The organism is Microcystis sp. M31BS1 (assembly GCF_020245285.1).
Classification (GTDB): Bacteria; Cyanobacteriota; Cyanobacteriia; order Cyanobacteriales; family Microcystaceae; genus Microcystis; species Microcystis panniformis.
The window spans coordinates 19331-32001 of the sequence record NZ_JADBVE010000422.1 but is presented as its reverse complement, the minus strand read 5'-3'; the positions used below and the strand labels follow the sequence as shown (position 1 = coordinate 32001).

The 12671-nt window shown below is 42.0% G+C and carries 11 protein-coding genes and 1 pseudogene; 8 read left to right on the top strand and 4 right to left on the bottom strand.

Going from position 1 to position 12671, the window contains the following annotated elements; translation table 11 throughout:
* The 3 genes and pseudogenes from IM509_RS23875 to IM509_RS23865 all read right to left on the bottom strand — a co-directional run.
* Positions 1-190, bottom strand: a pseudogene (locus IM509_RS23875) (Rpn family recombination-promoting nuclease/putative transposase); the annotation flags it as partial.
* 153 nt (positions 191-343) lie between these two features.
* On the bottom strand, positions 344-553 hold the full coding sequence (locus IM509_RS23870) for a hypothetical protein (protein ID WP_052276097.1): 210 nt from the start codon (positions 551-553) through the stop codon (positions 344-346).
* Between the two features lie 13 nt (positions 554-566).
* On the bottom strand, positions 567-1841 hold the full coding sequence (locus tag IM509_RS23865; protein WP_072924122.1) for a DNA methyltransferase: 1275 nt from the start codon (positions 1839-1841) through the stop codon (positions 567-569).
* A gap of 289 nt (positions 1842-2130) precedes the next feature.
* Here IM509_RS23865 and IM509_RS23860 point away from each other — a divergent pair, with 289 nt between their 5' ends.
* The 3 genes from IM509_RS23860 to IM509_RS23850 all read left to right on the top strand — a co-directional run bounded on the left by IM509_RS23860 (position 2131) and on the right by IM509_RS23850 (position 5396).
* Positions 2131-3402, top strand: a complete 1272-nt coding sequence (locus tag IM509_RS23860) for a dihydroorotase (protein ID WP_185237959.1) — start codon at positions 2131-2133, stop codon at positions 3400-3402.
* An 84-nt stretch (positions 3403-3486) separates the two neighbouring features.
* On the top strand, positions 3487-4638 hold the full coding sequence (locus IM509_RS23855; RefSeq protein WP_052276095.1) for a DNA-methyltransferase: 1152 nt from the start codon (positions 3487-3489) through the stop codon (positions 4636-4638).
* A 185-nt stretch (positions 4639-4823) separates the two neighbouring features.
* A complete protein-coding gene (locus tag IM509_RS23850; RefSeq protein ID WP_052276094.1) occupies positions 4824-5396 on the top strand; it encodes a Uma2 family endonuclease in 573 nt (190 codons plus the stop codon).
* Positions 5397-5480: 84 nt separating this feature from the next.
* Here the strand turns inward: IM509_RS23850 and IM509_RS23845 are convergent, their stop codons facing one another.
* Positions 5481-6905, bottom strand: a complete 1425-nt coding sequence (locus tag IM509_RS23845) for a Ni/Fe hydrogenase subunit alpha (protein WP_002770302.1) — start codon at positions 6903-6905, stop codon at positions 5481-5483.
* 688 nt (positions 6906-7593) lie between these two features.
* Between IM509_RS23845 and IM509_RS23840 the strand changes: the two genes are divergently transcribed.
* The 5 genes from IM509_RS23840 to IM509_RS23820 all read left to right on the top strand — a co-directional run bounded on the left by IM509_RS23840 (position 7594) and on the right by IM509_RS23820 (position 12493).
* On the top strand, positions 7594-8580 hold the full coding sequence (locus IM509_RS23840) for an RNA polymerase sigma factor, RpoD/SigA family (protein WP_052276092.1): 987 nt from the start codon (positions 7594-7596) through the stop codon (positions 8578-8580).
* Positions 8581-9419: 839 nt separating this feature from the next.
* Positions 9420-10448 (top strand): chlorophyll a/b binding light-harvesting protein, encoded by a 1029-nt coding sequence (locus tag IM509_RS23835; RefSeq protein ID WP_004160960.1) that lies wholly within the window; start codon positions 9420-9422, stop codon positions 10446-10448.
* Between the two features lie 266 nt (positions 10449-10714).
* Positions 10715-11227 (top strand): flavodoxin FldA, encoded by a 513-nt coding sequence (gene fldA, locus IM509_RS23830; RefSeq protein WP_002760221.1) that lies wholly within the window; start codon positions 10715-10717, stop codon positions 11225-11227.
* Positions 11228-11373: 146 nt separating this feature from the next.
* Positions 11374-12117 (top strand): alpha/beta hydrolase, encoded by a 744-nt coding sequence (locus IM509_RS23825; protein ID WP_052276091.1) that lies wholly within the window; start codon positions 11374-11376, stop codon positions 12115-12117.
* Positions 12118-12136: 19 nt separating this feature from the next.
* Positions 12137-12493, top strand: coding sequence for a hypothetical protein (locus IM509_RS23820; protein WP_002736022.1), 357 nt, complete (start codon positions 12137-12139; stop codon positions 12491-12493).
* Positions 12494-12671 lie beyond the last annotated feature (178 nt).

The window sequence follows — 12671 nt, the reverse complement described above, 5'->3', positions numbered from 1 at the left end:
GGTCGGTTTGAAATTCGGTATGAAGAATTAATTCCTCTGACTGCAAAAAAATCAGAGAATCGGCACGAATGGGGTCTAATTGTAATTCCGTCGGGTCGAGGACGGTTAAGGAGAGGGGAGAACCCAATAACCAAGTGGCTAGATCATCGGAGAAGTTTTCGGCAATAAATTTACAAATATTATCAAACATCGTCAGCGTTTTGTCTTTGTAATTGCTACCATCCACATCAATAAATTCAAGATTACTTGCTATAAATTCCTTAACAATTAAGCTAGATAACCCCCCGATAATTAGTAAAATTCTTTGATTTTATGGTAATCTTTGAACCAAGCTTACGAAATATTATATCACCGATTCAGATAGATCATGATTTAATCTTGTTTTAAGTTCACAAACATAATTAACGGTAGCATAATCTGTCTTAATAATTAACTTTACTTCAGCCAGTAATTGACCAGATATATAGGGTTTATCTTCAATATTTTCCTGAAAATTAGGTAAGGATTCCAGACAGTTCAAATATTTATGAAATAGGGAATATTTGGGATACATAAGCAATAAAAATTTACCTTTTTTCTAAGATTAGTAAATATTCAGATTTCATGCCATCAGGATTTTTATTCTTGCGAGATTTGAATAATTGTCTGGTTTTAATTCTATCCTCAAAGACGGTATTAAAGATAAAGCCATTTTCCTGAAAATATTCCCCTAATATTCGCCAAGTTTCTACTTCCACTCCATCCACTTTCGGATTACCCACAAAAATGCAAGCTTTCCCAGCTTGTTTTAATTTTCTGGTGGCATTTTCTAAAGCGTTGATAGTGTGACAAAAATAGGAATCGAGTATTTTATGTAAATTCTCTTTCTCTAAACTTGATCTCACTTGATTTAAGGTTTCGGTTTCGATTAATCTGGTAGCCTGTCGGTAGGGAATTTCTAGCTTAGAGATTTTTTGCACTTCTTTTTCTGTATATCCTAACCAATATAAATCTAGTTTTGCTGTTCTGATATATTCCTGTGCTTGCAGATAGGGGGGGGAACTAATTAAACAATCTAACTCTAGATTTTGCTCAATCTCAAAAGTGGCACTATCTACTCCTCCATAAAAAAGCACCTGATTATAATTGCGCCAAGTTACGGTAATATATTGATTGACGCTGGTTAAAGTTTCAAAACTCATCTCTTTAATCGTTCGTTTTAATTCCTCTTGCCAATTTCTTTGTAATAGTTCCTGTATATCTGATTTTTTGTATTTCGATTGAAATAATTTAGGTTTGGTATGTTCTGCATAGGAAAACTGTTTACTAACTTTCACTAAAACCGCTTGAATGATCTGGGAATACAAATCAGGTTCTAGACTTTTTTGACCTGCCCAAAGTTTCTGTAAAACTGCTAAAATATCCTCTGGATACCAATAGTTTAAATTTGACCACTGAGGGATAAATTTATCCTCATTGGCAAAAACTTCTAAGATTTTTTTATCTAACTCTGAGTAACTCAATGGTTCTTGGTGTTCTGTGATCTTAATCGGTATAATATGGTTTAAAAGATAATTAAGGTCAGTTAAAACCGCGTTTCTTTGACAAAGTTTAGCCTCTAAACCAACCGTACCCGAACCAGCAAAAGGATCGATAATCCAATCATCATTTTTAGTATAATTATCAAGACAAAATCTCACCACTTGGGGAATAAATTTAGCAGGATAATAATAGATGCCGTGGGTTAGATAACTGGTGCTGGTGATTTCTGGCACTAAATCTCGAAAAGAAACTAATCGCGGGGTTCCCCGATTAATTTCTTCTAAATTATTAGAATCGAAAAGTTCTAAGTAGGGAGGCACAATTATTTGTAGGATAGGTTAGCGGTAGTGTAACATGAGCGGGCGTTGGGTTTCATGCTTCAACCCAACCTACGTTCATCTTATATTTAATTCCACCCACCCACTTAACTGCATGATTCGGCTATCAATTCTCCCTAGGGTGGACTAGCCAATTAAAATAAAGATTAAAACCGTAGTTGATCAATATTCTAACTTATCGTCCCCTAACCTAACCGACAACTCAGCTTTTTTACTTTTTACTTAACGTGATATACTGCCAGAGGAAAAAATGACGTTTTAATTAGTCTGCGTGAATAGCCAATCCTCGACGATCATAGAACAGGTTAGAGTCCTTGACCCCCTGACACAAACCGATCGCATTGCCGATGTCTGGATTGAGGAGGGGGTAATTAAAGCGATCGAATCTCAGCTTCCCCCAAGAGAAAATAGTAACTATATTTCCGGTCAAAACTGTATTTTTGCCCCCGGATTAGTCGATCTCTACAGTCATTCCGGGGAACCCGGCCACGAGGACAGAGAAACCCTCGCATCTTTGCTCAAAGCGGCCACGGCCGGAGGCTGCACCCGGGTGGCAATTCTCCCCAATACTCTCCCACCCCTCGATCACCCCGCACTGATTAGCACATTACAGCAAAAAAGTCAAGGGTTTTTTGACTCAAAATCGACTCGTCTGCATTTTTGGGCAAGTCTCACCCTAGGAAGACAAGGGCAAAAAATGACGGAATTAGCCGATTTAATGCCGGTAACGGTGGGTTTTACCGATAATCGCAGTCTGGAAGATTTGGGACTGTTGCGGCACTTATTGGAATACCTAAAACCCTTCGGTAAAAATATTGCCCTTTCCCCCGTAAATCAGCAATTAAAGGGTAATGGAGTCATGCGTGAGGGAGAAACCTCGATTCGCCTAGGTTTACCGGGGGATCCTGCTATTTCCGAAACCACTGCTTTAGCCACAATTTTAGAAATCGTCGGCGAAATTAATACACCTGTTCACCTAATGCGAATTTCTACCCGTCGAGGAGTGGAATTAATTCGCGAGGCAAAAATGCGGGGATTGCCGATAACCGCTAGTGTGACGTGGTTGCATCTGCTCTTAAATACAGGATCGATCGCCAGCTACCATCCCAGTTTACACCTCGCTCCCCCCTTGGGCAACGAAAGCGATCGCAAGGCGTTAATTGCGGCAATTAAGGAGGGAATTATCGATGCAATCGCGATCGATCATCGTCCCTATACCTACGAAGAAAAAACCGTCTCTTTTGCAGAAGCACCCCCCGGCGCAATCGGGTTAGAATTAGCTTTACCGCTACTCTGGGAAAAATTAGTAATAACTGGGCAATTATCAGCTTTACAATTATGGCAAGCGCTTAGTCTCAATCCCTGTCATTGTTTACAACAAAAACCGGCATCTCTCAACCCGGGTAATCCCGCAGAAGCAATTCTTTTTCATCCCCAAGCAAGCTGGAAAGTAACAGCAAATAATCTTCACTCCCTCAGTCATAATACTTTCTGGTTAAATCAAACAGTTACGGGAAAAGTGTTAGAAATGTGGAATTTTTAAAGGGTGGCTAATTTCTATCTTGAGACTCTCCTAGTTTTTTGGATAATGATCAGCTAGAATTCTAGAGAGAACTAGAGTAAGGCCATGGAAAAAGAACTGGTATCGGAAAAGCGCGGTTATCTGCTTCGCACGGTGGCAGAAGCTAAAGAAATTGTCCTTAATTGGTTGCGGGAAATAAATTTAGTTAATGCGATTAAATTAGGTTTACCAGAAGTGGATGACAGATATCACATTTGGCGAATTCCTTTATGTAATGAACAGAAAAAAACCGTTGGGGAAGTGGTGATCGATGCCTACACCACCGAAATTTTAGCCGATAGGACAACCCGGACTGAAATTATTATCGCTCGTTTGTTAAAACAGGATGAATCTAAATTAGAAACCCGCAAGAAAACCAAAAAAGAATACAAGCTTTCCTCTCTGAGAAATACCATCGGATTTGGTGATTGTAGTGAACTTTTGGAGGAAATGCCAGCAGAAAGTGTTGATTTAATCTTTACCTCACCACCCTATTTTAATGCTCGCCCGGAATATTCGGAATTTGAAGAATACGAAACCTATCTATTGAAGCTGCGACAGGTGATCAGAAAATGCCATCGAGTTTTGAGTGAAGGACGTTTTTTTGTCATTAATATTTCTCCCGTGCTGTTGCGTCGTGCTTCCCGTAATCAAGCTTCTAAACGTATTGCTGTCCCCTTTGATTTGCATCGAATTTTTATTGAGGAAGGTTACGATTTTATTGATGATATTATTTGGCTAAAACCAGAGGGAGCAGGGTGGGCAACTGGTAGAGGACGCAGATTTGCCGCTGATAGAAATCCTCTCCAATACAAAACTGTGCCGGTGACTGAATACGTTTTAGTCTATCGTAAACACACGGATTTACTCATCGATTGGCATATTCGTAATCATCCCGATCAAGAAGTAGTAAAAGCCTCAAAAATTGCCGATGGTTATGAACGCACTAATGTCTGGAAAATTAACCCATTCACTAACTCAAAACATCCCGCCGCTTTTCCCGTAGAATTGGCAGAAAAAGTGATTACCTATTACTCTTTTAAAGGCGATGTGGTTTTAGATCCCTTTGCTGGTTCAGGAACCGTGGGACTAGCGGCCGCTTCTTTAGATAGACGTTTTGTTTTATTCGAGAGTAATTTTAATTATATTGAACTGATACGAAAGCTAATTACTGAAGGCAATAAGACTGATTTAGACTCAGTTATTTGGCTTAAGTAGGTAGGCGTTAAAAATTATCAGATGCCCCCCTTATTAAGGGGGGATTAAGGGGGGACTAAGGGGGGATCGGCACCCCCCTTATCAAGGGGGGCAGGGGGGATCGAACCTAAAATCCATTTTTAATTTAATTATAACCAGCTACTTAATTGTCCGTTAGAAAACTAACAATGAGCGAGGTAAACACCATGACAGCCGGTAAAAGTCACGCTTATTTTACTCCAAAAGACTATCTAGAAATAGAGAAAATTAGTCCCATTAAACATGAATATATACAAGGGCAAATCTTGGCGATGGCGGGGGCCAGTAAAGCCCATGTTATCATCACAGGTAATCTTTCGGCCCAATTAATTAATCATTTACGGGGTAGTGGTTGTCTTGCCTATGCTACCGATATGAAAGTGCGTCTCCCTAGCTTAAATATCTTCTATTATCCCGATTTTGCCATTACTTGTGACCAACTCGATCGAGTTTCCCAGGAAGATTTTATCCTGCATCCGCAAGTGATTATCGAAGTTTTATCCGACTCTACGGCAGCCTTTGATAGAGGCGATAAATTTGCCGATTATCAAACTATCCCCGAATTAGAGGAATATCTATTGATCGAACAAAAACAAGTCCTAATCGAACAATATCAACGTCAATCTAATAACCTCTGGATTCCCCATATTTATCAAGGGGGAGATTTAATCACTATTAACTGTATTAACTTTTCTTGTCCGATAGAAATTCTTTATCAAAACCTAGAAATTCTTAGCTAGAATCTTGACCGTAAAAATAGTCAAATGGGGTCAGGTATTAGGAGAAATTTACCCTATTTCCTAACCCCCCAACAACTTAGATAATTAACCCCTTTGTCGAGTATTGATCACCTCACCGGCTGCATTAACTAACTCTAGCTGTAGCGGCATTTGTCCCATAGCGTGAGTGGAACAACTTAAACAGGGATCATAGCAACGAATACCCGCTTCCACCCGGTTTAACATCGCTTCAGGAATTTCGCCACCATGGATATAATGTTGGGCGATTTGTTTCACCGTTTGATTCATGGCTAAATTATTATTACCCGTGGCAATAATTAAATTCACCGTTTCAATCAAACCATTCTCATCCACTTTATAATCATGGAATAAAGTACCCCGGGGCGCTTCACTAACTCCCACCCCTTGCAGATTATTAATTCCTGCTTCGGCGCGACAGCGTGGAGAAACTATATCGGGATCGTCGATTAAAAGTTCGATACGCTCTAAACAGCCTAAAATCTCCACTAATCGGGCATAATGATAGTAAAAAGAAGAGGTGGCTACACCACCGACCCGATGGCGATATTCCCGTAACTCGATATCCGCCCCCTCCGTGCCAAAATGGGAACAAACATTTAAGCGCGCCAACGGACCAACCCGATAGATACCGTTGGGATAACCGAGGGGTTTATAGTAGGGAAACTTCAAATAAGACCATTTTTCTACTGATTCGCCGATATAATCGCGATAATTGTCTTCGCTCAGGTTATCGGCCACGATATTGCCTTGACTATCGGTAAAACGAATATGACCACCGTAGTGTTCCCACTCGTCCCGTTTACCGACCAATCCCATAAACAGGGAAGGGAAATTACCAAAAGCGGCGATTTCTATGGTTAAATCGTCCAGAAGTCTTTTAAACAGGTTTAAAGCCGTGTAAAGAGTCGCTTTAGACTCCGGCAGTCGTTCTTTAATCCATTGTCGCCCTTCTTCGCTCAGGGGAGAACGCACACCTCCCGGGACAGACCAAGCGGGGTGAATTTTTTTTGCTCCCAAAAGTTCAATAACTTTCTGTCCAAATTGACGTAAACGGATGCCTGCTCGCGCTAGGTCAGGATCGGCGGCGATTAAACCGAAAATATTCCGTTTAGCCGGGTCACTTTCCCAACCAAGCAGAAAATCGGGACTGCTAAGATGGAAAAAGCTTAAAGCATGGGATTGGGTTAATTGTCCCAAATTCATCAAGCGCCGCAGTTTTTCCCCCGCAGGGGGGATTTGCACCGCTAGAATTTTATCGCCGGTTTTGGCGGCACAAAGCAGGTGACTAACGGGGCAAATGCCGCAAATCCGGGCAGTAATTCCCGCCATCTCCCACATCGGCCGTCCCTCGCAGAATTTCTCAAAACCACGATACTCGACCACATGAAAACGCACGTCATCCACTTCCCCCCCATCGTCAAGGAAAATCGAGATCTTGGCATGGCCTTCGATCCGGGTGACGGGATCGATAACGACGGTTTTAGTCATAGTAAGTCCTCATTGTTCAGGAGTTTCACAGAACGGCATTGTGGAGATTGCGATCGAGCTTGGTTTCAAAGATAATTTATCCCGATCTCCGCCCTGCTGTTTCTATGATAGTTATTACCCTCCTAGCAATCCTAATTTTTTTGACAATTTTTTCCGATTCTCAATCGGAAAAAAAATTAAAATTTTGTAGCAAATACTACAGAAAATAGTTCGGGAATCCGCAATGATTGTGTCTCTCTTTGCTGGTGTTGATCGGTCATTATATATATAGAAGTCGGTTCTCGGCTGTTAGTCTTCCTCTCAAGGCTGAGGGCGAAAGGGTCGGAATTCAGCTAGATTGTTGACGGCTAATCGGGAAAATCACCTTTTTGTTTTGTAATCTTACCTAACAGTATCAGCGGCACTGCCGAGGATTCAGGAAAAAGCGACCCAAAAACAAGCGATTGTAGTTGATAGTTCTAGGCTGTAATACTTTTGTTCTGGATGTTGGGAGAAAAAGGATAAACTTAACATCATACCAAAGAATGAATTAGCTTTGAACCTTTAGGGGATTGTCTGCGTCTAAAAGCACAGGATACAATCAAAGGAATTCCGAATCGAACTCATACCGACTTCAGATAAGCCAGACTCACCCGCGAGTCGGAATAGTAACAGACTTTTTCTGTGTCAAGGAGTCACCACCAAACCAATGCCCACAGCAAAAACCAACCAAACTCAACCACAGCCCACCCTCAATGCCGATATGGTGCGTACCTATCTGCACGAAATTGGGCGGGTTCCCCTCCTAACTCACGAACAAGAAATTATTTACGGCAAACAAGTCCAACGGATGATGAGCCTGTTAGAAGCGAAAGAAGGACTATCGAAACAATTAGGACGGGAACCACAGCACTTGGAGTGGGCGGATTCGGTGAATTTAAGCGAAAATGAACTGGATCGCGCCTTGAAAACCGGCGATCGAGCTAAACGGAAAATGATTGAAGCTAACCTCCGCTTGGTGGTTGCGATCGCTAAGAAATATCAAAAGCGGAACATGGAATTCCTAGATCTAATTCAAGAGGGTAGTCTGGGATTAGAAAGAGGTGTAGAGAAATTTGATCCCACCAAAGGTTATAAATTTTCTACCTATGCCTACTGGTGGATTCGACAAGCGATTACCCGTGCGATCGCTCAACAGGCCCGCACCATTCGTTTACCCATCCATATCACCGAAAAACTGAATAAAATCAAAAGAACCCAGCGCGAACTCGCCCAAAAACTGGGCAGAAGTGCCACTCCCGCCGAGATTGCCCTAGAATTAGAGCTAGAACCCGCTCAAATCCGCGAATATCTCAGTATGGCTCGTCAACCCATCTCCCTTGATGTGCGCGTCGGCGATAACCAAGATACGGAATTGTCGGAACTATTAGAAGATAGCGGAGTTTCTCCCGATACCTTCATCACCCAAGAGTTATTACGGCAAGACTTAGCCAATCTCCTGGCCGAATTAACCCCCCAACAACGGGAAGTGATTACTCTCCGTTTCGGTTTAACCGATGGCAAAGAGTTATCCCTAGCCAAAATCGGTCAGAGAATGAACATCAGTCGGGAACGAGTGCGACAATTAGAACACCAGGCTCTGGCTCATTTACGCCGTCGCCGGGCTAACGTCAAGGAATATATTGTCGCCAGTTAGTAAAATTAGCAAATAACCAAGAAGGAGAGCGCAAGCTCTCTTTTTTTTGGGTTTATTATTGCTAAATTTTTAACCAACCTGAACAAAAAAAGGGTAAATTTTGCCAGTGTACTTAGGGTTGGCTGAAAAAGTTTTTCGTGGGGACAGGGTGTGGGGTGTAGGTTTTTACCGATTTTGAGGGGGTCAATTACCTAATTTTCAGGGAAAAAGTGCCTAAATTTCCCCCCCCCGATCACTCCCAGATCTGGTAATTTTTGATTGACAAAAAGTCTAAAAGTTTTACCCAACAAGGTTTTTAGATTTATTCAGCAAGCTCTAAGTATCTTTTCAGAACTGGGGAGGGGAGAGAAAGGAACCTCCAGAGGCGGCAATCCCTATAAATGGGCGCGCAGAGACTCTTACGCAGTTTAAATTCAGTACAGCTTACCACAACCGACAGCGAGGCGAGTAGCACCGGCGGGTATTTTATCGAATAAAAAAGAGATTTCAGGTTAAAAATTAAATAAAGAGCATAAATAAGCTTATTTATGCTCTTTAATACCTAATTACAGGCTTGTTTAAGTGATGACAAGCTAATTATCCTCTAGTCTTCGTTAAAAATTAATTAATAATTATTCTCAATTATTTGAGGTGACTACTCTAGCTGCGATCCAAGATTCATGCTGAAAAGCCTTGATTTTCAAAGGCTAAACCGGCTAAAAATACTGATGTATCAAAGGATATCGAGCAACTGTAACAATTCTTAACTTGACTGTATTGAGAATTATTCTAAACTAAGACTTAAAGCTTATTGCACATTATTATCAATAAGCTTGGTTCTATTTTCGTTAAAAGATGCCATGCAGACCTACGACAATCCTCAGATCAAGTACGACTGGTGGGCAGGAAATGCCCGTTTTGCCGATAAATCAGGCTTATTTATCGTTGCCCACGTTGCCCAAGCTGCTTTAATCGCTTTTTGGGCAGGAGCCTTCACCTTATTTGAAATTTCCCAGTATCGCCCCGATATAGCCATGGCAGAACAGGGCTTAATTTTACTGCCGCACCTGGCCACTTTAGGCTTTGGAGTCGGAGAAAAGGGGCAAATCATCGACATCTATCCCTTTTTCGTGATTGGCTCAATTCATCTGATTTCTTCGGCAGTTTTGGGAGCAGGAGCCTTATTTCACCTGTTAAGAGTCCCAGAAACCCTGAAAGATTCCTCCGGTCCGGGGAAAAAATTCCATTTCGATTGGAGTGAACCCCGACAATTAGGAGTTATTCTCGGTCATCACCTGCTCTTTTTAGGTATAGCTGCATTATTATTAGTGGCCAAAGCTATGTACTGGGGGGGATTATACGACGCAACTATCGGCGCTGTCCGAGTCGTTAGTGAACCAACCCTCGATCCTTGGGTTATCTATGGCTATCAAATCCACTTCGCTACTGTGGACAATCTCGAAGATTTAGTCGGTGGTCATATCTACGTCGGTTTAATGTTAATTGGGGGCGGTATCTGGCATATTATCGTTCCCCCGCTCAAATGGGCGAGAAATGTGCTGATTTTCTCCGGAGAAGCCATTTTATCCTATTCTTTGGGCGGAATTGCCCTCGCTGGTTTCGTGGCCGCCTATTTCTGTGGGGTAAATACCCTCGCTTATCCAGTCGAATTTTACGGGCCAATTTTAGAAGTGAAGTTAGGAATTGCTCCCTACTTTGCCGACACGGTGAAATTGCCCTTCGGAGTGCATACGGCGCGTTGTTGGTTAGCTAATGCCCACTTTTTTCTCGCTTTCTTCTTTTTACAAGGTCATCTCTGGCACGCTTTACGCGCGATGGGTTTTGACTTTAAACGAGTAGAAAAAGCCTTAAATGCGATAGAAGCCTAGTTTTTTCAAGGAAGATTAGGATAAATTATCGATTTTCCTAATTTTCCCCGCTGATCAATCTTTCTAACTGTCCCTTATGCCTTACTGTACCTGTTGTAACACCAAATTGCTGCATCACATTGGACGCTCTCGCTCTTATTGGTACTGTAGTTCTTGCCGGCAGGAAATGCCAGTTTCAGAGGCCGAAAACTGTAATCAGGGGCTTTATTCCCTATCAAGGAGAATTAAGAGTTAAACTCACTTATTTCGCAACAAGGACAAATTTTATGGCAAAAATTGGCTTATTTTTTGGCACGCAAACCGGCAAAACCGAAACGGTAGCGGAAATGATTCAGAAAGAATTTGGAGGTGAGGCAATTGTAGAATTACACGATATCTCCTCCGCTTCTACCGAGGATTTTGCCCCCTACGATGCCCTGATTATCGGTTGTCCCACATGGAATATCGGCGAATTACAAAGCGATTGGGAGGGTTTTTACGATGAATTGGATGACATTGATTTCGTCTCCAAAAAGGTCGCTTATTTCGGGATGGGGGATCAAATCGGTTATGCGGATAACTTTCAAGATGCTCTGGGGATACTGGAAGAAAAAATCGCCTCCCTGGGGGGTAAAACCGTCGGTTACTGGCCGACAGAAGGTTACGATTTTAACGAGTCGAAAGCCCTAAAAAATGGCAAATTTGTCGGTTTAGCCCTCGATGAAGACAACCAATCCGATTTAACTGAACAACGGATCAAAACCTGGGTCGCGGGACTTAAGGGCGAATTTGGCGTTTAGTTAGCTATCAATCAGTTATCAGTTATCAGTTATCAGTTATCAGTTACCAGTGAATAGTATTAAGTGGCTAGTTCGCAGCTTTCTTTTCATCGATTACTGATTACTGTTTACTAATCACTGAAAAATCCCCTATATCCTTGATTATTATGTCTCGATTACCTGATGCAGTTTGGATTAATGTTAACCCCAGTTTTCGCCGTTTTGATCGCCCAGTGTTGGATTTTTTAGCCAGGGAAATTGCGATCGCTGATTGGCAATACTGTCAATCTCTTGATGAGCCAGCTTCTCTTGATATTGCCTTGGTATTAATACAAGATTACCTGAAACAATGCGATCGACCGCTGCATTTAGTCGGCCACGGCACGGGGGGATTAGTAGGATTACTGTATGCGCGTCGTTATCCGGAAAGGGTAAAATCCTTAACTTTGCTCTCTGTGGGAGTCTATCCGGCGATCGATTGGCAAGCTCATTATTATGTGCTATCAAAATTACTGCCTTGTTCTCGTCAAACTCTGCTCAATCAATCGGTTCACAATCTTTTTGGTCATCAATCCTGCGCTTTAACCCAAGAATATCGCTATCTCTTGGAAGAGGATTTATTATTGTCCCTTTCTCCCCATAATCTCTATCAGAATGCCCATTTCGCCCCGGGGACAGTTCCCGTACCCCTGTTAATCTGTGGGGGAGATATCGATACGATTATCGATCAGCATTTATTGCAGGGATGGCAGCCCTGGTTAAAGTCAGGCGATCGCATTTGGAGTTGTCACAAAGGGCGTTATTTTTTCCACTATTCCCACCCCTACAGCGTCAGTCAAGAGATTTTTAGTTTTTGGCGATCTCTAGTTCCACAGGAATTTCTTTCTGAGCCAACTGTAATTATTCCTTAATTGACAAAAATCGAGATTTATGTTAAGGCTAATACCGCTCTTTTGTCCGATCGCGATCTGGATAACGCTGCTGTTCTTTTTTACTGCTCTTTTTCTTGCTGTTGCCCAAGGGCGCCGGCAGTTGCAAAAGCTGCATCGAATTCCCTGTAGTCGCTGTGTTTTTTGTACTGGAGATTATCGCTTGAAATGTGCGGTGCATCCAATGCGCGCTTTTTCGGAAGAGGCGATCGATTGTCGGGATTTTGAGCGAGAAATTCAGGAAAATCAGAAAATGGGTTTCTTGAAGAAACCTGTTTTCTCAGTTTCTTTTCTCGTCATCATAACCTGGATTCTGGCTGTTAAGTTGAGAATATCGTCGATAATACCTGCTTTTTAAAGTAGGGAGACTTCCAGTTTGAGCGGTAAGCTAAGTAGTCATGCAAAATTAATTACCTGCCCGATCGAGCTAAAACCCTTACGGGGCAATGATCGTCATGTGTAAATAATTTTGCCTAGGTACTTATCAGCGTTGAGCTTGCCGCTAGAGGATTTGAGCGCATTTTTCTCTCAGACAT

What these genes read in the sequence shown, in the direction of transcription:
- IM509_RS23825 (WP_052276091.1), top strand. Translation starts at nt 11,374, where the DNA reads ATGTCTCGATTACCTGATGCAGTTTGGATTAATGTTAACCCCAGTTTT.
- fldA (WP_002760221.1), top strand. Translation starts at nt 10,715, where the DNA reads ATGGCAAAAATTGGCTTATTTTTTGGCACGCAAACCGGCAAAACCGAA.
- IM509_RS23840 (WP_052276092.1), top strand. Translation starts at nt 7,594, where the DNA reads ATGCCCACAGCAAAAACCAACCAAACTCAACCACAGCCCACCCTCAAT.
- IM509_RS23835 (WP_004160960.1), top strand. Translation starts at nt 9,420, where the DNA reads ATGCAGACCTACGACAATCCTCAGATCAAGTACGACTGGTGGGCAGGA.
- IM509_RS23820 (WP_002736022.1), top strand. Translation starts at nt 12,137, where the DNA reads ATGTTAAGGCTAATACCGCTCTTTTGTCCGATCGCGATCTGGATAACG.
- IM509_RS23855 (WP_052276095.1), top strand. Translation starts at nt 3,487, where the DNA reads ATGGAAAAAGAACTGGTATCGGAAAAGCGCGGTTATCTGCTTCGCACG.
- IM509_RS23850 (WP_052276094.1), top strand. Translation starts at nt 4,824, where the DNA reads ATGACAGCCGGTAAAAGTCACGCTTATTTTACTCCAAAAGACTATCTA.
- IM509_RS23870 (WP_052276097.1), bottom strand. Translation starts at nt 553, where the DNA reads ATGTATCCCAAATATTCCCTATTTCATAAATATTTGAACTGTCTGGAA.
- IM509_RS23845 (WP_002770302.1), bottom strand. Translation starts at nt 6,905, where the DNA reads ATGACTAAAACCGTCGTTATCGATCCCGTCACCCGGATCGAAGGCCAT.